This window comes from Symbiopectobacterium purcellii, assembly GCF_052050035.1.
Taxonomy (GTDB): domain Bacteria; phylum Pseudomonadota; class Gammaproteobacteria; order Enterobacterales; family Enterobacteriaceae; genus Symbiopectobacterium; species Symbiopectobacterium purcellii_A.
Window position 1 is genome coordinate 4,710,650 of sequence record NZ_CP189882.1, and the last position, 19,260, is coordinate 4,729,909.

Here is a 19,260-nt window from a genome sequence, read left to right on the forward strand (position 1 = left end):
ACGGCGGCGTGATCCTCTCACCTAGATCGCTATCTTCCTACCCAGATCAAAAAAGCCAGCCCAAAAGGCTGGCTTTTATTCACATGGCAGCGAATTATTTTTTCTCAGAGGTCCATTTGCCGTCTACATAGAATGCAGACCAGCCCGTCGCCTTACCGTTTTTCTCCGACGCAACGTATTGCTGCTTGGTTTTACGACTAAAGCGAACCACCGCTTTGTTACCCTCGGCATCTTCCACTGGCGCATCGGCCAGATAACGCAGTTTTTCCGGCAGGCGATCGCGGAATCGCACCAGTTCTTCCACTAACGGCGCGCGGGTTTCTCGCGATTTAGGGAATGTATTGGCAGCCAGGAAGACCCCAGCCGCGCCGTCACGCAGCACAAAGTATGCATCGGATTTTTCACAAGGCAGTTCGGGTAAAGGAACCGGATCTTCCTTCGGCGGCGCGACCTCACCATTGCGCAAAATCTTGCGGGTATTGGTGCAGCCTTCGTTGGTGCAGGCCATGTATTTACCAAAACGCCCCATTTTCAGGTGCATGTCGGAACCACATTTATCGCACTCCACAACCGGACCGTCGTAGCCCTTAATTCGAAACTCACCGTTTTCGATCTCGTAGCCATCACATGCCGGGTTATTGCCGCACACGTGCAGCTTGCGCTGGTTATCGATCAGGTAGCTGTCCATAGCCGTACCGCACTTACCACAACGACGACGGGCACGCAGGGCATTAGTTTCCGCCTCATCCCCATCCAACACATTCAACACTTCGGCTTCAGGGATCAGGTTGATGGTGGTTTTGCAACGCTCTTTTGGTGTCAACGCATAGCCGGAACAACCGAGGAACACGCCAGTGCTAGCGGTGCGAATCCCCATTTTACGTCCACAGGTAGGGCAATCGATGGTAGTCAGCACCATGGCATTGGGGCGCATACCCCCGACTTCCGGATCCATTTCCGCTTTTTCTAACTGCTGGCTGAATTCGGCAAAAAACTCATCCAGCACCCCTTTCCATTCCGCCTGGTTGTTGGCGACCTGATCGAGGCTGCTTTCCATACGCGCAGTAAAATCGTAGTTCATCAACTCACGGAAATTTTCTTCCAGACGGTCGGTGACAATTTCACCCATTTTTTCCGCGTAGAAACGGCGGTTTTCAACCCGCACATAGCCACGATCCTGAATGGTTGAAATGATAGAGGCGTAAGTTGACGGACGACCAATGCCGCGTTTTTCAAGCTCTTTTACCAGCGAGGCATCGCTATAACGTGCAGGTGGTTTGGTAAAGTGCTGGCTCGGCAGCAATTTATCCAGGGTCATCACTTCCCCTACCTCAACGGTCGGCAGCGTACGGTCTTCATCACCTTTACGCAGCGCCGGCATCACTTTGGTCCAGCCGTCAAAACGCAGGGTGCGCCCTTTGGCACGCAACTGATAACCTTCAGCATTCACCGACAGCGTTGTTGAGTCATATTTGGCCGGCGTCATTTGGCAAGCAACAAATTGACGCCAGATCAACTGGTAGAGTTTCTGGGCATCCGCTTCCATATCCTTCAGCGCATCGGCCAGAACGGCAACATCTGAGGGGCGGATAGCTTCATGCGCTTCCTGAGAGTTTTCTTTACTACTGTAAAGGTTCGCGCTCTCCGGCAAGTAAGCGTTACCAAAGCTGGACGCAATGTAATCGCGCGCCATGGTCAGCGCATCCTGACTCAGGTTGGTTGAGTCGGTACGCATATAGGTGATATAGCCCGCTTCGTACAGACGCTGCGCCATCATCATGGTTTTTTTAACGCCAAATCCCAAGCGGGTGCTTGCCGCCTGTTGCAGCGTGGAGGTGATGAAAGGAGCCCCCGGTTTGCTGCTGGTCGGCTTGTCTTCGCGTTCTGCAACCACATAACGCGCGGCCTCCAGCACACTGACCGCCGCTGCGGTTTGCGCTTTATTGACCGGCTTAAACGGTTTGCCATCAAAATGCGTCACCTGCATTTGCAATGCGGCATTTGATGACTGTAAATCTGCATGCAGTTCCCAGTACTCTTCCGGGATGAAGGCTTTGATTTGGCGTTCGCGCTCCACCACCAGACGTACCGCAACGGACTGTACACGGCCAGCAGACAGCCCACGGGCAATCTTTTTCCACAACAGTGGAGAAACCATGTAGCCCACGACACGGTCCATAAAACGCCGTGCTTGCTGCGCATTGATCCTATCGATATTTAATTTATCTGGTTTTTCAAATGCCTGCTTGATTGCGTTCTTGGTGATTTCATTGAACACCACGCGGCTGAAACGGCCTTCATCCCCACCAATGATTTCCCGCAGGTGCCAGGCAATGGCTTCACCTTCGCGGTCAAGGTCGGTTGCGAGATAGACGTGGTCGGCATTGGCCGCCAGCGTTTTCAGTTCAGAGACCACTTTCTCTTTGCCGGGCAATATTTCGTAATCAGCCTGCCAGCCGTGGTACGGATCGACGCCCATACGATTGACCAGCGCGGTGCGCTCATCTTTTTTGCCGGCTTTTTTCGCTTTACCAGGCTCAGCGCTCTTCTTTGCCGCCGCAGAACCGCTGGTCGGCAAATCACGCACATGACCGACGCTCGATTTCACCACGTAGTCATTGCCCAGATATTTGTTGATTGTTTTGGCTTTGGCCGGGGACTCAACTATGACGAGAGCTTTACCCATATGTATTGTTACCTACCGAATGCTTCATATTAACGTGTTGTTGAGGGCGTCTGGTCCCTTTTTCAAGGGGCATATACGTCATTTATTCTCTACCGCTACGCCTGTTCGCGTACTTCCAGCTTCACTACGTGGAGATTCAAGAGTACGTAACGGTCAATAAACCATTCCATAACCACATGAACATCAACGTTTTTTTGCTTTAATGACGGTTAACTGCCCGCGGTGCCGCTCATGCTGCCGCAACACCGTAAAGAATTTTTTCCGCTTAACGATACAAAATCCCACACTCTACCTGATAAATGCCGCCACGCAACCTAATTAGCATGGAAACGCGGTTTTCGCCAACCTCTGTTGCTCATCGTTATCGGCTGAAAACGGCATAGTCTTCAAAAAAATTACGTCGTCTTATCAATCTGTTTTCAACGCTTCAGAAAAAAAACGCAAGCGCATGCCGTCAGGGTGGCGTTAGAATAGCGCCATGAGTTTAAGCTGGGGAATGAGATGAACGCATCCCACACATTTGAGAGCAGCGAAGGGTTCGGCAGGTAAGGTGTGGATCCTCGCAGACTTACGGCATCATTGTGCCCAACACGGGATGCATAAAGCTCCCTGATAACTGGAGGATCCACGACATGAAATATACCCCTGTTGGCGTCGATATCGCAAAACATCTGATGCAGGTTCACTTCATTAATGAACATACCGGTGAAGTCATCGATAAACAGATAAAGCGCGACGCGCTGCTGGAATACTTCAGCAATCGGGAGCCTTGCCTGATTGGCATGGAAGCTTGCGGCGGTTCCCAGTACTGGGCGCGGGAGCTGGAAAAACTGGGGCATAAGGTCAGACTACTCCAGGGCAAATTCGTCAAGTCCTTCGTGATGGGCAATAAAAATGACGTGATGGATGCCCGTGCTATCTGGATGGCGGTCCAGCAGCCAGCTAAAGCCGTTGCCGTCAAACTGAGGAACAGCAGGCAGTACTGTCGCTGCACAAAATGCGCCGCCAGTTAGTGAAGTTCCGCACCGCGCAAATCAACGCGCTGCACGGATTGCTGTTGGAGTTCGGCGAAACTGTGCGTAAAGGCCGGGCGTCACTGGACAAGGCGATGCCAGAGGTGCTTGAGCGACTTAAGGAAAAACTGCCACCGTTCCTGATCTACCAGTTTGAAGACCAGCATCGGCGCCTCAATGACCTGGATATGCAGATAGAGGGTATCGAAAAACAGCTTGCCACTTGGGCGAAACAGAATGAGGTCTGTCGGCGGATTATGGACATTCCAGGTGTTGGCCCACTGGTTGCCACCGCAGCAATTACCATCATGGGAGATGCGGGAGTCTTCCGATCAGGACGGGAGTTCGCAGCCTACATCGGCTTGGTGCCAAAGCAAACAGGCACCGGCGGCAAAGTGAGGCTTCTGGGCATCAGTAAACGCGGCGATGCTTATCTGCGGACGCTGTTTATCCACGGAGCCAGGGCTGCGACGCTGCTGGCGAAAGAGCCGAACCCGTGGGTTACGGAGCTGCTGAAAAGACGGACAACCAGCGTTGCGGTGGTGGGGATGGCTAACAAGATAGCGCGCACGGTGTGGGCCCTGGTGGCACATAGCCGAACTTACGACAAAAAACACGTCAGTGTCAGGCCGTTCTGAACGACAGATACTGGCAAAACATTAACTCTTTTAATAGAAGGGTGAATGCTGAAAGGTTGCTAGGGCAGCCGTAGTGATGACAACGACAGGTAAGACCGTGATTCACTAAACCTGAATGGTGTGTTGAGCTTAAAGCTCGCCAGGAGAATGAGGTCTGAGTCAGCGAATCTCATCGAGGCCCGCAGCAGCGGCTGCAACAAGGCCGAATATAGAGCTGCAACCTACCGTCAATGTCAACACAACGAATGCTTTGCAAACGGGATGCGTTCATATAGTAACACCATGTCAGACAACGTGGCCATCCCCCCATGTCAGGGTAGTTGTAGCCTCTGAGTGAAAAAAATCTGAGGGGCTGGAGACGACACTAAGCGTGTTGCTTAATAGTGAAATAAGGGTGTTTCGGTGATTGAAGTAAATTTTACGCTGTTCTGAGATGGAAATTCCAAAGACCGGCGCTAAGGAGTAAGAAGGTATCATCAATAAAGGGTCTACGATTCCGTAAAATTTGGGTCATGCAACCGAGGCGCTTGATACCCGCGATGGCGTGTTCAACTGTAATACGGATGCCCGAGATTATTTTATTTTCTTGTTTTTGTTCAGGCGATAAAGGTCTTTTTCGAGTTCCTTTTTTTGGGATTTGTGTATTAGGATGCTGTTTATCTATACCTTGAAAACCGGTATCTGCCCAGATGGTTACCTCAGGAGGAATATGGCGAATTATATCGACTTTATCGAGTAAGCGTTTATCGTGACGGCGCCCATTTTTGCTCATGGGGATAAATCCAATTTGCCTTGTTTCGTCAGTCATAATAAGCCCTTTTCGAGTGGTCTGTCTTTTCTTTCCCGAATACATTTTTTTTCGCCGACGCAGATTCTTAGGCTTTTGGACAGGTCGCTCTGTCCCATCAATAAAGACGTCTTTAACTCCAGGAAAGGCGCGAAAAAATTCCTCAGCAGAGCGAATTTGACGAGCGGGCAAAACACATTCTCGCCCCAAGGTCATCTCTATAGCCAAGCGACATTATTTTGATAACAGCCAGCTATGCTTTTTTGCCGCATATCAGGGCATAGGATGTAATCATTTTTAAGTCGGTTGGCTATAAAACCGGCAATAATATTTTTACCCAGCGACATACCCGTGTTCTATCTAAACCAAAAAGAAGTCCTTGCAAATCATAGGTCGGATAACATTTTAAATACAATAAAATAAAAAGCAGTTTATCTAATGGGGTTGGGATAAATCCTTTCTGCCCTGCACCCATCTGCCGCTCGTGATCTTTTCGATTCTTTTTCCGATAAATCAAATAACAAACTGAAAATTCAGCGGCTAAATTTTTCAATTCTTCGACTGATAATCCAATGATTGCTTTACATAAACGATTATCTCGTAACAACCGCTCTTTGTTGATCATTTCAAACCTTTATTCTCTAAGTTAAACCTCTTTTTATTCTCAATAGCCTGACAAAAAATGCAAGTCTCTATTCAGCAACTAGTTTAATGAAAATCTATTCACCTGAGCGTAAAGCGGCTGTGATCGCCAGAATGCTTCCACCGCATAATCAACCCGTCAGCCAGTTATCACGCCAGGAGGCGATCCCGATAAAAACGATTTACCACTGGCGCTCAGAGGCGGGTATTTCCACTCTGCCTGTATCCGCAGAGAAAACACCTCCCGGTGAGTGGTCTCAGGAAGCGCGTTTTGCTGTACTGGTTGAAACGGCCCCGCTTTCTGCCCACGCTGTAGCTGAATACGGCTTTGTTGAATAATTTAAAATACTGATTTAAATGGGTATTATAAAATTTTAACGACTGAATTTTACTACCGTAATGCTTTTTATTGTGCTAACTATTTGATTTATCGCTCTAACAAAATACATTTTCTGTACATGCATCCCACCTAAAGAAGTTGTAAATCAAAACGTTAAATTATTCAACAAAGCCGCTGAATACTGTCGCCGTAAGGGCCTGTATCCTGAGCAACTTCAGCAGTGGAAGGACGAGTTAATGCAACCCGGTCAGCGTGAAGAACAAGCCGAAATAAAACGATTAAGAAAAGAAAACCAACAACTTAACCGTGAAATTGCCCGTAAGAATAAAGCGCTTGCCGAAGCTGCCGCGCTGTTGCTCCTGGAAAAAAAGCTGAAGGCGTTGTTCGACGAAGAAAACGAGGCCGAATGACGCGCACTGCCGGCAGGCTACAGTTGATGGCGATGGTACAGGAAGCCGTCGCTGGCGGGGCCCGACTGAGCGAGGCCTGTCGCTGCGTTGGGCTGAGTGAACGGACCCTGCAACGCTGGCAGCAGATACCGGACGATCGGCGAACCTCGACGCCACAGCCGGCACCGAAAAACAAGCTCAGTGCTGAAGAGTAACAGCAGGTGCTGGCCATCTGCCATGAACCCCGGTTCGCCAGCCTGCCGCCATCGCAAATCGTTCCGGTGCTGGCTGATGAGAAGCGCTATATCGCCAGCGAATCAACGTTCTACCGGGTGCTGCGGCGGGCGGGTGAAACCACGCACCGGGGCCCGGCAGAGCAAACCACTGTCGACCTGGAAGGCGACAGCCGCCAGACAGGTGTGGTCATGGGACATAACCTGGTTAAAATCGCTGACGGCCGGGCACTGGTTCTACCTGTATAGCCAAGCGACATTATTTTGATAACAGCCAGCTATGCTTCTTTGCCGCATATCAGGGCATAGGATGTAATCATTTTTAAGTCGGTTGGCTATATCTGATAGAAGACGTGTTCAGCCGCAAAATCGTGGGTCACGAGGTGCACCTGGCTGAAAGCGGTGAGTATGCGGCAGAGTTTCTGAAGCGGACCGTGCTGAGCGAGCGTTGCTGGCAGGATTGTAGTGGTCAACTAAATTTGGCCACCCTACCTGACTGTTGATGGAACAGCCGTTCTGATTCATTTGGTGTTAACCCACCGTTATACCAGTGAGGTCTGACATCGCTATAATAATGGGTTATGTAGCGAATAATGGATGATTGAGCAGTACTAAAGCTTTGGTAGCCAGTCGTTGGCACCCATTCAGTCTTCAGACTACGGAAGAATCGCTCCATCGGACTATTATCCCAACAATTTCCTCTGCGACTCATACTTTGGGTCATCTGATAACGCCACAATGCCTGCCTATACTGACGACTGGTGTAATGGCTTCCTTGGTCACTATGAAACATGACTTGTTTGGGATGCCCACGCAGTTCCCAAGCCATTTCTAGTGCTTTGGCTGTTAATTCTGAATCTGGCGAAAACGACATTGCCCAACCCACGGGTTTTCGGGCAAATAAATCTAATACCACCGCCAGATACGCCCATCGGTCGCCTGTCCAAATATAGGTTACATCGCCGCACCAAACCTGGTCAGGCTTGGTAACAGCGAACTGCCTATTGAGCAGATTTGGAATATCAATACGTTCATTTCCACCGCGGTTGTATTGATGTTTTCTTGTTTGGCAACTAACGAGGGTTAATTCTTTCATCAACTTACCCGCTAACCACCGCCCAAGTTTCACGTCGTGCGTATTGGTAACCATCGTGGCGATAGTCCTTGCGCCCGCAGACCCGCCACTAACGTTCCACGCTTCGCTGACCAGGCTACGTTTTATCGTCCGCTCAATATCTGGCTCCTTAGGTCGACACCAATAGCGATAACTGCTTCGGTGAACATTAAAAATACGACACAACGCTTTCACTGGATAAAGCGCTCTTAGCTTTTCAACTACCGAGAATTTTTCAGTGAGTCGGACATTAAGAGCGCAGTAGCCTTTTTTAAGATGGCATTCTCCATTTCCAGTCGGTGGATTTTTTCTTCATTTCTCTGAACTCAATTTGTTCAGGTGTTAATGGCAGACCAGGCGATGTTTTCCCTTGACGTTCTAAACGAAGGGCTCTTACCCACCCGCTAATCGCTGAAAGACTGACGTTCATGGCGGCTTTGTTGAATAAATCAGAATTAGCCGACAGGATGACTCCCTCTGCTACACCTGTTATCCTATCCTGACGCTGTGTGGCATACCCAACAACGTCATACGGTTCAGCGCTTTGACCATCGCTATGGCTTCACCTACTTGAGCCTCATAGTCACGCAGGCTCAGATGGCCACCCAGCAAAGTTTTTATGCGCAACATCGCTGTTTCTGCCACTGAACGCCGGTGATAACCCACTTTCTTTTTCCACATATCATTACTCCCGCTCAGACGCTGATTCGCCACCGCATGGTTACGTTCATGGTATAGCCAAGCGACATTATTTTGATAACAGCCAGCTATGCTTCTTTGCCGCATATCAGGGCATAGGATGTAATCATTTTTAAGTCGGTTGGCTATACTTGTCCGGCCAGTATTTGGCTCCGCTTCGCGGCGGGATAAGGGGCCTGATTTTCTTTCTTAGCAACGCATCGTGGCAGTAACGGGCGTCATAAGCACCGTCTGCTGACACTTCCCTGATTTTTCGGTGGGTTTGGTTAATCAGGCCCGGCAGTGCCTGCGCATCTGTCGTTCCGCTGAGCGATAAGTCGGCACAGATAATCTCATGCGTCGCACTGTCTGCTGCCAGATGAAGCTTGCGCCATACTCTTCGTCTGTCAGCCCCATGCTGCATGACTTTCCATTCACCTTCGCCAAAGACCTTCAGACCGGTACTGTCGATGACCAGATGCGAGATTTCACCACGCGTTGGCGTTTTTATGCTGATACTGACGGTTTTTGCCCGCCGACTGACCAGAGAGTAGTCCGGGCAGCGCAGTGGCAGGCTCATCAGTGTAAAAACCGAGTCGACAAAGCCCTGTAATGCCCGGAGCGACAGGTTAAACACGCGCTTTATCATCAAAACCGTGGTAACAGCCATATCGGTGTAGTAAAGCGGCCGACCACGACCTTCAGGCGAAGCACTGTCAGTCCATGCAGCGATGGCGGACTCATCAAGCCAGACCGTCAGGGAGCCGCGTTGTCTGAGTGCTTTGTTGTAGGTGGGCCAGTTGGTGATTTTAAACTTTTGCTTTGCCATGGGGAGCTGCTATCGGGAGCGATGATAGTGCTTTGATCCGGCGATCCCCTGAAAGTTCGATTTATTCAACAAAGCCCCCAAAAGAAACATTGACACCGGGAAGCTTAAGATTAAGCAACAAGTGAAAAATACGCAACTTCATAGCTGCACCCAAAAAATAGTTTATGTATCCCCTATCCCTTGGAGGAGAACCCTGACACTTACATACAGAAATGTTATAACTATGAAACCAAATCCAGTTGTTTGGTAAAATTGAAAGACTACGAGACAGAGTAATATTTTAGCAAATGCCGTTACATCTGCGCTCAAGGTGGGTCGGGATGTAATGGAAGCGCATCGTGTGTGAGAGTGTAAAAAGATCTGTGTAAATGGCATTTTGAGGAAAACCTTCAGAGGACAAAAAATGCCTATCAGCAACGAACTTATTGACCAACTGCTTCAGGATTGCCACTCCCCTCAGGAGCTTCTGGGTGAATCAGGACTACTCAAGCAGCTGACTAAAAGACTGGCGGAACGGGTTCTTCAAGCTGAGATGGAGATACACCTTGGGTATGCTAAGCATGACCCGGCTGGTAATAATTCACGCAACTCCCGCAATGGCAAGACATCCAAGAGCGTACGTAGTCAAAATGGGGCGCTCGAGCTCGATATTCCGCGCGACCGCAACAGTACCTTCGAGCCTACACTGATCGGTAAGCACGAAAAGCAGCTTAACGGCTTCGATGACCGCATTATTTCTCTCTATTCCAGAGGGCTATCAACCCGTGATATTCAGGCTCACTTTAAAGAAGTCTACGGGGTCGATGTTTCCGCTGGCTTCATTTCTCAAGTGACCAATGCCGTGATGGATGACGTTAAGCGCTGGCAGCAACGGCCGCTGGATGCGTTTTATCCCATTGTTTACCTTGACTGTATTGTGGTCAAAAGCCAGGACGGCGGAGCCGTGACCAACAAGTCTGTTTACTTGGCTATAGGCATCAACGGCCAGGGCGAAAAAGAGCTGCTGGGGCTATGGATAGCCAAAACCGAGGGGGCCAAGTTCTGGTTATAGCCAAGCGACATTATTTTGATAACAGCCAGCTATGCTTCTTTGCCGCATATCAGGGCATAGGATGTAATCATTTTTAAGTCGGTTGGCTATATCTGTAATGACAGAACTGAAAAATCGTGGGCTACAGGACATCTTCATCGCCTGCTGCGATGGCCTGAAGGGCTTTCCTGATGCCATTGAAGCTGTTTACCCGCATGCGCGGGTACAGCTCTGCATCGTGCATCAGGTGCGGAACTCGCTGCGCTACGTCGGCTGGAAAGAGCGTAAAGCCGTTGCTGCTGACATCCGCACTATCTATAGTTCCGCAACGCTAGAGGGCGCTGAAGAGGCCCTGGATGCCTTCGCGGCCAAATGGGATGAACAGTTCCCGACGATCAGCCCATCGTGGAGAAATAATTGGGAACGTCTCATCGTCATTTTTGATTTTCCGCCGGAGATCCGCAAGGTTATAGCCAACCGACTTAAAAATGATTACATCCTATGCCCTGATATGCGGCAAAGAAGCATAGCTGGCTGTTATCAAAATAATGTCGCTTGGCTATATCTACACCACCAACGCGATAGAGTCGTTAAATGCTTCATTGCGCAAGATAACGAAAACGCGACGAATATTTCCAACGGATGACTCGGTGCTAAAATTATTCTATCTAGCCTTGCATAATATCTCGGCTAAATGGACCCTACCAATCAGAGACTGGAAACCGGCTATGAGCCAATTCATGTTGATGTATGGAGATCGGATTTCCGGTTAAGCGATGGAGCCATTTACACGAAATTCTTTACAGACTCTCGTGTGTTTTCGGCGATTCGACCTGCGCTTACAGGGAGCATTGGGATCACTGCATGTAGAACCCCGGTGACGCCTTCTCATCGATTGCACAATGATTGACCTCAACAGTAAAACGATCTGGTATTCGTCGCCGTAATCCGTACCATACGCGCCATACTTATTCATGCAGGCGACTTTGTGCAAGAGTTCCCCCTCGTTTACACTACTCAGAGGAGGCGTGAAAATGCACAATAGGTGTATCAACTCTACCGCAAATGGATAGAAGACCTGAATGCAGATCGGGTCGGAATGCCGAGTAAACGGCTTTCCCAGTGAATCAATTTGCCCCTGTGGTGCCCCTCAAGGGCATGGAAAAGAAATTAAATGCAAGAAAATCAAAAAATTAATCAAAAACAGCAATGCAACCTCAACAAACTGCAAAAGCGTTTGCGTCGTAACGTGGGCGAAGCGATCGCTGACTTCAATATGATTGAAGAGGGTGACCGCATTATGGTGTGTCTCTCCGGCGGTAAAGACAGTTACACGCTGCTGGAAATACTGCGTAATCTGCAACAGAGCGCCCCCGTGAATTTTTCACTGGTGGCCGTCAATCTCGATCAGAAACAGCCGGGTTTCCCTGAGCATGTTTTGCCGCAGTATCTGGACAGCCTGGGCGTTGAATACAAGATTGTCGAAGAGAACACCTACGGCATTGTGAAAGAAAAAATCCCTGAGGGGAAAACCACCTGCTCCCTCTGTTCGCGACTGCGTCGCGGTATTCTCTACCGCACGGCTACCGAGCTGGGAGCCACCAAAATTGCGCTGGGTCACCACCGCGACGATATGCTGCAAACGCTGTTTCTCAACATGTTTTACGGCGGCAAGTTAAAAGGGATGCCACCAAAGCTGATGAGTGACGACGGCAAACACGTGGTGATCCGCCCACTGGCCTACTGTCGCGAAAAAGATATTGAACGTTTTGCCGAAGCGCGCGCGTTTCCGATTATCCCCTGCAACCTGTGCGGATCGCAGCCTAATCTGCAACGTCAAGTGATTAAAGACATGCTGCGCGATTGGGATAAACGTCATCCCGGCCGTATTGAGACGATGTTCACGGCCATGCAAAACGTTGTGCCTTCCCATTTGGCCGACCATCACCTTTTCGATTTCAAGGGGATCCAGCATGGCAGTGAAGTGATTGACGGTGGGGATTTAGCGTTTGATCGTGAAACGCTTCCGCTCCAGCCGGTCGGTTGGCAACCCGAAGACGATGCCGTTGCCGAACCTGAGCGCCTCAACGTTATCGAAATCAAATAAGACCAGGGTACTACGGTGCCCACCTGAGCTTCAGGCAAAAAAAATGCCGACATAAACGTCGGCATGGTGTGAATCAATTGTGCTATGCAGTAATTCAAAAAAGGAAGTAAGACAATATGGAGCGCAACGCCCATCGCTTGACGTTGCATTCACCTGCGAGAGTGATAGTGCCGTACCTGAGTGCATGAAATGTTGATATTTCTCAATATATTCAATTTTTTTTGAAGACACTCAACATATTGTGATAGCAGACGCAGTAACACATTGGAAAATTTCATAGCCATTTACTGCGCTTTAACCACAGGGCAACGCCCCCCACCAAGACGATCAACATAACGCAGAAGGTGATAAATCCCATGGATGAACCACCGCCAGGGATCCCGCCCAGATTGACCCCAAACAGCCCGGTTAAGAAAGTGGTTGGCAAAAATATCATGGCCAACAAGGACATGCTGTAAGTACGTCGATTCAGCGCCTCTGTCATCTGTGAAGTAATTTCATCAGCCAGTACAGTTGTGCGGGCTACGCTGGCGTCCAAATCATCCAACCCGCGCCCAAGGCGTTCAGCAATTTCCTGCATCCTGCGGCGATCGCCATCGCCCATCCAGGCCAGGCGCTCGCCTGAAAGACGGGAAAAAACGTCGCGCTGCGGTGTCATGTAACGCCGTAGCACAATCAGTTGCTTGCGAATCAATGCCAGCATACCGCGCGCCGGAATTTTCTGCTCCAGCAGATCGTCTTCCAGATCGATGATTTTTTCATGCAAGTCGTCGATAAACTCACTGGTTTGGTCCGTCAGTGCTTCCGCCACGGAAACCAGCCAGCTACCGCTGTCAGTTGGGCCGTTGCCCTCTTGCAAATCCGTTAGCACATCATTGATGGCGGCAATTTTACGACGACGCGTTGAGATAATCAGCGTATCCGTAATAAAGACCCGGCCACAAACTGGTCAGGGCGTGAATCGGCATTGAGATTGATGCTGCGCAGCGTAATGAGCGTCCCCTCGCCCAAGCTCGTAACCCGTGGACGCGCACTTTCTCCGGCCAGTAAGTTACGAATGCCATCAGGTAGCAGCGGGGTTTCATTTAACCAACGCGCACTGCCGGGCAGGCTATAATCCAAATGCAGCCAGCAAGGATTGGCGCTATCAACCACCCCGTAAGCCGAAATCGGCTTGATTCCGCCCTTCCCATCCAACTGGCAGGCATGAACCGCCTCTGAATCCTGCAATACTTTTCCTTCAAACGGCTTCATGTTTTTCTCTCCCACGGCCTTTACGCTACCCCATCACAATGACGGCCATACCATAACGGTTTTACAACAGCTAAAGCCTAGTGATAATTAGATTTTTCGCAAATTCAATCAGTAACAAAATCGCTCCCGATCGTTGCGCATTTACGTTATCGTTGAATAGCACATTTTTGACACATATCACTGCCGGTTTGCTAAAACCCGCTACAGTATCAATGAGCTCTTGTTTCCACATAAGATGATGAACAGGAGGTGATATGTATAAGACCGTGCTCGTTCCCATCGACATATCTGAAAATGAACTAACGCAACGCGTTGTTGCGCACGTAGAAGCGTTGGCCAAGCTGCATGACACCTACGTGCACTTTCTTACCGTAATCCCTTCGTACCCCTATTACACCACCCTTGGTGTTACCTATCCTGCCGGGCTGCCCGATATCGAGGAGATGAAACGCAACACCAGCGCGGCATTTACCGAGGTCATCAAACGTTTTAACCTGCCGGAAGACAGGATAATGCCGCACATCATGACCGGTACGCCCAAGTAGCAAATCCTGAAGCTTGCTGACTCACTCGATGCTGACCTCATCATCATAGGCTCCCACCGTCACAGTGCCACAACCTTTTTACTGGGCTCCAACGCGGCCGCCGTGGTACGACACACCACCTGTTCGGTGCTTGTCGTTCGCTAGCCGTAGGCAGCCCGCGCAAAACGGGCTGCCTAATCGCTGACCATCACGATCCATGTTTCAGGATGTAGAGGGTATGGCTGTATGCCACATCTTCGGGATTGGCGATCGGATAGCCTTTTACCCACGGTTTGATCAAACGCCCGTTGGTATATTGATAGATAGGGGCGATAGGCGCGGCGTCCAGCAGCAGATTTTCGGCCTGGTTATACAGCGTGTTGCGCGCCGCCGCATCGGTTTTCATGCTGGCATCATTGACCACGCGATCGTAATCCGCACTGTGAAAACGCGCAATATTTCCGCTGTGAGTGGACGTCAGCAAGGACAGAAACGTTGAGGCCTCATTGTAATCGCCTACCCAGGATGCGCGGATCACATCAAAATCACCGCTATTGCGGCTATTGATATAGGTTTGCCACTCCTGATTAGTCAACTTCACATTAACGCCCAGCTTTTGCTTCCACATCGACGCGATAGCGATAGCAATTTTCTGATGGTTTTCCGCCGTGTTATACAACAGCGAGAGCGTCAGGGGACGATCGGGCCCATACCCTGCCGCTGCCATCAGCGCTTTAGCCTGCATGTCCAACTCTTCCTGCGAGTAGTGCTGTAATGGGTTAGGCTCCGGCGTAAACCCGGCGGTCACATCAGGGGTGAAGCGGTAGGCCGGTTTTTCTCCAGTGCCCAGCACCTTTTCGGCAATGATCTTACGGTCTATCGCATAGGAGAGCGCCCGACGTACGCGTGCATCATTGGTCGGCGCACGCTGGGTGTTAAAGGCGTAGTAGTACGTTCCCAACTGCTCTGGCGTGTACACCTGTCCCGGCACGTCCTTGAGCAGCTTCTGGTACATCTGTTTCGGGAAAGATTCGGTGATATCGATATCCCCCGCCAGATAGCGCTTGGTGGCGTTGGATTCCTGATTGATGGGCACAAACGTCACTTTGGTCAAACGGGTGTTGGCACGATCCCAGTAGTAAGGGTTAGGTGTCAGCACCAGCTTCTCGTTGACCACGCGCTCTTTTAGCGCGAATGCGCCGTTACCCACCAGATTGCCCGGTTTAGTCCAATCATTGCCAAATTGCTCAATGGTTTTCTGGTGCACCGGAAACAGGCTGAAATTGCCGACAAGATTGATAAAATAAGGTACTGGCTTAGTCAATTGCACGCGTAGCGTATGCGCATCCACCGCCGTCACGCCTAACTGATCTGGCGGCTGAGTCCCGGCAATGATCTGCTCAGCATTCACAATCCCCGCCAGACGGGCAAACCAGGCAAACGGCGAGGAATTGGCGGGATCAACCAGACGCCGCCAACTGTAGACAAAATCCTGAGCGGTCACCGGATCGCCATTCGACCAGCGCGCATCATCACGCAGCGTAAACAGAAAGGTTCGGTTGTCATTGGTTTGCCAACGCAACGCAACGCCGGGGATCGCTCGGCCTTGTGCGTCCTGATTCAGCAGTCCTTCAAACAGATCGCGCGACACCTGAGCTTCAGGCAAACCGACCGCTTTAATCGGGTCCAAAGAGGCGGGTTCATCCTTGATATGGCGAACAATTTCCTGTTTATCCGCCAATACCGCATCAGCAGGCACGTTGGCCGCCACGGCACTGCCCATTGTCGTGCCCAAGATGACCGCCAGCAGGCCCCGTTTCAGCCCGGTATTATTATGGTATTGCATCTTCATTCACCTCATCCATCATCAGGTTACGGTATCAGTCACAGTGTATTGCAACCATGATAGCGGGAAATGGGCTATGTCGCCTTATTGGTTTAGCGCTCAGTGTGTATCAATGCGAAACGGGGCACGAATAAGGCTTTTTTCATCACCCCTTTTATGATGAAGTATGCTGATGTATGACCACAATGAGGCTTTGGCATCATTATGACGGGCACGTGTTTGCTGACACCACGCCACCAGCGTGGACCCCTTAAGGTATCCGGTGAACGCTATGGTTCATCCGCGTTGGGCGCGCCGTTACTCTACTTTCCTGCCGAACACGCCAGCAGCGATACCGGTCTAATTCTCGCCGGCACGCACGGTGATGAAGCCGCGTCAATCGCCGCCCTCTCCTGCGCCCTGCGAACGCTGCTCCGCGGACAACGTCATCAACATCTGGTGCTGTGCGTCAATCCGGACGGCTGCCAGCTTGGTCTGCGCGCCAATGCCAATGGCGTTGATCTGAACCGCAATTTCCCCACCGCTAACTGGCAGGAAGCCAATACGGTCTATCGCTGGAACAGCGCCACGCCTGAACGCGACGTGCAACTGTCCACCGGTGCGTCTCCAGGCTCAGAGCCAGAAACCCAGGCATTGTGTTCGCTAATTGAACGTCTCGATCCGGCCTGGGTTGTCACCTTCCACGAACCGCTTGCCTGGGTTGACGATCCGGACAGTTCTGCGCTGGCAGCATGGCTTTCACAGGCCTTCTCGTTGCCGCAGGTCGAACATATTGGTTATCCCACGCCGGGCTCTTTTGGCAGTTGGTGCGCAGAGCGCCAATTGCCCTGCATCACGTTAGAGCTGCCTGCGATTTCCGCCGACGACGCGAGCGAACGCTACTTGTCCACCTGTGTCACCTTGTTGCAACAAAAGTTTTTATATCAATGTTGCTAATGTTGCCCTACACTGATGAGCGTGTTAACCACCTGTAATTAAAGGACAAAGAAATGTCAAAAAATGTGCATTTTCAAGGCAATCCTGTCGCTGTAGCCGGAAACTTTCCAGAGAAAGGCGCTAAGGCTGCCGCCTTCACACTGGTTGCCAAGGACCTTTCCGATGTCGCGCTGACCCAGTTCGCAGGTAAGCGTAAGATCCTGAATATCTTCCCAAGTATCGATACGGGTGTATGCGCCGCTTCCGTGCGCAAATTTAACCAATTGGCTTCCGAGCTGGATAACACCGTGGTTCTCTGTATCTCTGCCGATCTGCCGTTTGCGCAATCGCGTTTCTGTGGAGCAGAAGGTCTCAACAACGTGGTAGTGCTCTCTTTGCTGCGCGGTGCGGAATTTAAGGACAACTACGGTGTTGCTATCGCTGCTGGTCCGCTGCACGGACTGACAGCGCGCGCTGTGGTGGTATTGGATGAGCAAGACAACGTGCTGCACAGCGAGTTGGTGAACGAGATCACCACCGAGCCCGATTATGATGCCGCGCTGGCTGCACTGAAATAACTCTCCGCGGATAAAAAAAACGGCTGCCTCGGCAGCCGTTTTTGTTGGATTACTCCTCCGCCTCATCGGCGGCTTTACGCTGGCTCAACCCGTATTCGCGCAATTTGTTGGCGATGGCGGTATGGGAAACACCCAGACGTTTTGCCAGTTTCCGCGTGCTGGGATAAGCCTGATAAAGGCGGATCAGCACCGAACGTTCAAAGCGCTTGCTGATATCGTCCAGTGAACCTTCAAGCAAATCATCGTTCTGTACGGTATCAAGGGTGAACGAGGGCAGATCGATATCCTGCACGCGCAGTTCGCGCCCTTCCAACTGGGTTAACGCACGATAAACGGTGTTTTTCAACTGACGCACATTGCCCGGCCACCCGTACTGCGGCAGCAGGTGATACAGTTCCGGCGCAATGCGCGGTCTGGCAATGCCCTGCTCATCAGCAAAACGCGCCACAAACAGTTCGGTGAGCGCCATGATATCTGCTGGACGTTCACGCAGCGGCGGCAAGGCAAGCATCAACACGTTAAGCCGGTAGTAGAGATCCTCACGAAACTCACCGCGTTGCACCAGTTCCAGCAGATTTTTCTGCGTGGCGCAAATCACCCGGACATCAACGTGCACTTCGTGCTCTTTCCCTACCCGGCGGAAAGTACCGTCATTGAGAAAACGCAGCAGCTTGGTTTGCATCTGCGGCGACATTTCGCCCACCTGATCCAGCAGTACAGACCCCCCATTAGCCTGCTCAAAGAAGCCTTTTTTGCCTTCCAGCGCATTGGGATAAGCCCCCGGTGCGTGGCCGTACAGTTCACTTTCCATCACATCGTCAGGCAATGAAGCGCAATTGAGCGCCAGGAAAGGCTTTTTGCCGCGAGAACTGCGCAGATGGCATGCACGGGCCAGCATATCTTTACCGGTTCCGGTATCACCGACGATCAACAGCGGCGCATCGAGCATGGCCAGTTTTTTACATTGATCAACCACCTGACGCATTTTGGGGCTGACGGCGACGATATGGTTGAATTCATTTTCATCGTTAACCGCCAGATCTTGTAACTGGCGGCCCATACGCACTGCCGATTTCAGCATGACCAACGCGCCAGCAATCACGCTTTCGCCCGCGTCATTATCCAAATACACCGGCGTGATTTCCAACAGGAAATCTTGTCCACGGATCACGACACGTTCTGCTTCCAGCCTTCGATCATCGCGCTCCAACCAGCGTGTGAAGTTGTAATTGGGGATCAACTGGCTAATGGTGACAGAGCTGATGCTGTCAGCCGATTGTTCGAACAGCACCAGCATCGCCGGATTGAACAATTCAATGTTGCCTTTCAGATCGAGAGAGAAAACCGGCTCAGGCATCGATTCCAATACGGCGCTCATCGCGCGCTGCTCTCGCTCGGAAGGCATAAATGCCACGGTGCGCACGTCGCGCACGCTTTCGGTACGTCGAATCTCCGCCATCAGTACGCGAAAATCGTCAAAACCGAGCGTAGCAAAATTCAGGTAAATCCGTCCGGCGGGGTCAATTTCAATGCCCCGTAAATCAATAGCGCGCGAGGCCAGCAAATCCAGCAACTCGCGCGTCAGGCCAATTCGATCTTCACAAAAGACTTCCAGACGCATTAACAGCTACCTTCTTCCAGGGGAATGGATATCCCT

The 19,260-nt window shown here is 50.9% G+C and carries 13 protein-coding genes and 6 pseudogenes; 10 read left to right on the forward strand and 9 right to left on the reverse strand.

Annotated features, from left to right (window positions below; genetic code table 11):
* Positions 1–94: 94 nt before the first annotated feature.
* Complete coding sequence (topA, locus tag ACQGXV_RS32020; protein WP_440864280.1) at positions 95–2,686, reverse strand: type I DNA topoisomerase; 2,592 nt, start codon at positions 2,684–2,686, stop codon at positions 95–97.
* Between the two features lie 632 nt (positions 2,687–3,318).
* On the opposite strand from topA, the pseudogene ACQGXV_RS32025 reads away from it, so the two are divergent.
* Positions 3,319–4,337 (forward strand): annotated as a pseudogene (locus ACQGXV_RS32025) (IS110 family transposase).
* A gap of 418 nt (positions 4,338–4,755) precedes the next feature.
* On the opposite strand, the gene ACQGXV_RS32030 reads toward ACQGXV_RS32025, so the two are convergent.
* Genes ACQGXV_RS32030 through ACQGXV_RS32040 form a run of 3 tightly spaced genes read right to left on the reverse strand, consistent with a single transcriptional unit; the run spans position 4,756 to position 5,749 of the window.
* A complete protein-coding gene (locus ACQGXV_RS32030) occupies positions 4,756–5,352 on the reverse strand; it encodes a transposase family protein (protein WP_440864281.1) in 597 nt (198 codons plus the stop codon).
* Complete coding sequence (locus ACQGXV_RS32035; protein ID WP_440864282.1) at positions 5,343–5,471, reverse strand: hypothetical protein; 129 nt, start codon at positions 5,469–5,471, stop codon at positions 5,343–5,345. Before ACQGXV_RS32035 ends, ACQGXV_RS32030 begins: the two co-directional genes overlap by 10 nt.
* On the reverse strand, positions 5,435–5,749 hold the full coding sequence (locus tag ACQGXV_RS32040) for a helix-turn-helix domain-containing protein (RefSeq protein ID WP_440864283.1): 315 nt from the start codon (positions 5,747–5,749) through the stop codon (positions 5,435–5,437). Before ACQGXV_RS32040 ends, ACQGXV_RS32035 begins: the two co-directional genes overlap by 37 nt.
* 86 nt (positions 5,750–5,835) lie before the next feature.
* On the opposite strand from ACQGXV_RS32040, the gene ACQGXV_RS32045 reads away from it, so the two are divergent.
* The 4 genes from ACQGXV_RS32045 (at position 5,836) to ACQGXV_RS32060 (ending at position 6,977) form a co-directional block, all read left to right on the forward strand.
* Positions 5,836–6,105 carry a hypothetical protein gene (locus ACQGXV_RS32045; RefSeq protein ID WP_440864284.1) on the forward strand — a complete coding sequence of 90 codons (270 nt, stop codon included), beginning with the start codon at positions 5,836–5,838 and terminating at the stop codon, positions 6,103–6,105.
* 123 nt (positions 6,106–6,228) lie between these two features.
* Complete coding sequence (locus tag ACQGXV_RS32050; RefSeq protein ID WP_440867757.1) at positions 6,229–6,516, forward strand: transposase; 288 nt, start codon at positions 6,229–6,231, stop codon at positions 6,514–6,516.
* On the forward strand, positions 6,513–6,710 hold the full coding sequence (locus ACQGXV_RS32055) for a transposase (RefSeq protein WP_440864285.1): 198 nt from the start codon (positions 6,513–6,515) through the stop codon (positions 6,708–6,710). The genes ACQGXV_RS32050 and ACQGXV_RS32055 overlap by 4 nt, the downstream gene beginning before the upstream one ends.
* Positions 6,711–6,716: 6 nt before the next feature.
* Entirely contained in the window at positions 6,717–6,977 is a 261-nt protein-coding gene (locus ACQGXV_RS32060; RefSeq protein ID WP_440864286.1) for a hypothetical protein, read from the forward strand.
* A 220-nt stretch (positions 6,978–7,197) separates the two neighbouring features.
* Here ACQGXV_RS32060 and ACQGXV_RS32065 read toward each other — a convergent pair.
* Positions 7,198–8,335 (reverse strand): annotated as a pseudogene (locus tag ACQGXV_RS32065) (IS3 family transposase).
* Positions 8,332–9,349: pseudogene (locus ACQGXV_RS32070) on the reverse strand (IS5 family transposase). Before ACQGXV_RS32070 ends, ACQGXV_RS32065 begins: the two co-directional pseudogenes overlap by 4 nt.
* A gap of 403 nt (positions 9,350–9,752) precedes the next feature.
* Between ACQGXV_RS32070 and ACQGXV_RS32075 the strand changes: the two are divergent.
* Together ACQGXV_RS32075 and ttcA are read left to right on the forward strand one after the other, a co-directional pair.
* Positions 9,753–11,152 (forward strand): annotated as a pseudogene (locus tag ACQGXV_RS32075) (IS256 family transposase).
* A 401-nt stretch (positions 11,153–11,553) separates the two neighbouring features.
* The gene (gene ttcA, locus ACQGXV_RS32080) at positions 11,554–12,486 is read left to right on the forward strand and encodes a tRNA 2-thiocytidine(32) synthetase TtcA (protein WP_440864287.1); all 933 of its coding nucleotides are present in this window, start codon (positions 11,554–11,556) and stop codon (positions 12,484–12,486) included.
* 274 nt (positions 12,487–12,760) lie between these two features.
* Here the strand turns inward: ttcA and zntB are convergent.
* A pseudogene (gene zntB / locus ACQGXV_RS32085) lies at positions 12,761–13,740 on the reverse strand (zinc transporter ZntB).
* 254 nt (positions 13,741–13,994) lie between these two features.
* On the opposite strand from zntB, the pseudogene uspF reads away from it, so the two are divergent.
* Positions 13,995–14,429, forward strand: a pseudogene (gene uspF, locus ACQGXV_RS32090) (universal stress protein UspF).
* Between the two features lie 43 nt (positions 14,430–14,472).
* Here uspF and ACQGXV_RS32095 read toward each other — a convergent pair.
* Positions 14,473–16,047, reverse strand: coding sequence for a peptide ABC transporter substrate-binding protein (locus tag ACQGXV_RS32095; RefSeq protein WP_440867758.1), 1,575 nt, complete (start codon positions 16,045–16,047; stop codon positions 14,473–14,475).
* A gap of 267 nt (positions 16,048–16,314) precedes the next feature.
* Between ACQGXV_RS32095 and mpaA the strand changes: the two genes are divergently transcribed.
* Positions 16,315–17,046: a murein tripeptide amidase MpaA gene (mpaA, locus tag ACQGXV_RS32100; protein ID WP_440864288.1), complete on the forward strand. Its 732-nt coding sequence runs from the start codon at positions 16,315–16,317 to the stop codon at positions 17,044–17,046.
* Between the two features lie 53 nt (positions 17,047–17,099).
* Positions 17,100–17,603 (forward strand): thiol peroxidase, encoded by a 504-nt coding sequence (gene tpx / locus ACQGXV_RS32105; protein WP_222160515.1) that lies wholly within the window; start codon positions 17,100–17,102, stop codon positions 17,601–17,603.
* A gap of 49 nt (positions 17,604–17,652) precedes the next feature.
* Here tpx and tyrR read toward each other — a convergent pair whose 3' ends face one another.
* Positions 17,653–19,224, reverse strand: a complete 1,572-nt coding sequence (gene tyrR / locus ACQGXV_RS32110) for a transcriptional regulator TyrR (protein WP_440864289.1) — start codon at positions 19,222–19,224, stop codon at positions 17,653–17,655.
* Positions 19,225–19,260: the final 36 nt, after the last annotated feature.

What these genes read in the sequence shown, in the direction of transcription:
- topA (WP_440864280.1), bottom strand. Translation starts at nt 2,686, where the DNA reads ATGGGTAAAGCTCTCGTCATAGTTGAGTCCCCGGCCAAAGCCAAAACA.
- ACQGXV_RS32035 (WP_440864282.1), bottom strand. Translation starts at nt 5,471, where the DNA reads ATGTCGCTGGGTAAAAATATTATTGCCGGTTTTATAGCCAACCGACTT.
- ACQGXV_RS32040 (WP_440864283.1), bottom strand. Translation starts at nt 5,749, where the DNA reads ATGATCAACAAAGAGCGGTTGTTACGAGATAATCGTTTATGTAAAGCA.
- ACQGXV_RS32045 (WP_440864284.1), top strand. Translation starts at nt 5,836, where the DNA reads ATGAAAATCTATTCACCTGAGCGTAAAGCGGCTGTGATCGCCAGAATG.
- ACQGXV_RS32055 (WP_440864285.1), top strand. Translation starts at nt 6,513, where the DNA reads ATGACGCGCACTGCCGGCAGGCTACAGTTGATGGCGATGGTACAGGAA.
- ttcA (WP_440864287.1), top strand. Translation starts at nt 11,554, where the DNA reads ATGCAAGAAAATCAAAAAATTAATCAAAAACAGCAATGCAACCTCAAC.
- ACQGXV_RS32095 (WP_440867758.1), bottom strand. Translation starts at nt 16,047, where the DNA reads ATGGGCAGTGCCGTGGCGGCCAACGTGCCTGCTGATGCGGTATTGGCG.
- mpaA (WP_440864288.1), top strand. Translation starts at nt 16,315, where the DNA reads ATGACGGGCACGTGTTTGCTGACACCACGCCACCAGCGTGGACCCCTT.
- tpx (WP_222160515.1), top strand. Translation starts at nt 17,100, where the DNA reads ATGTCAAAAAATGTGCATTTTCAAGGCAATCCTGTCGCTGTAGCCGGA.
- tyrR (WP_440864289.1), bottom strand. Translation starts at nt 19,224, where the DNA reads ATGCGTCTGGAAGTCTTTTGTGAAGATCGAATTGGCCTGACGCGCGAG.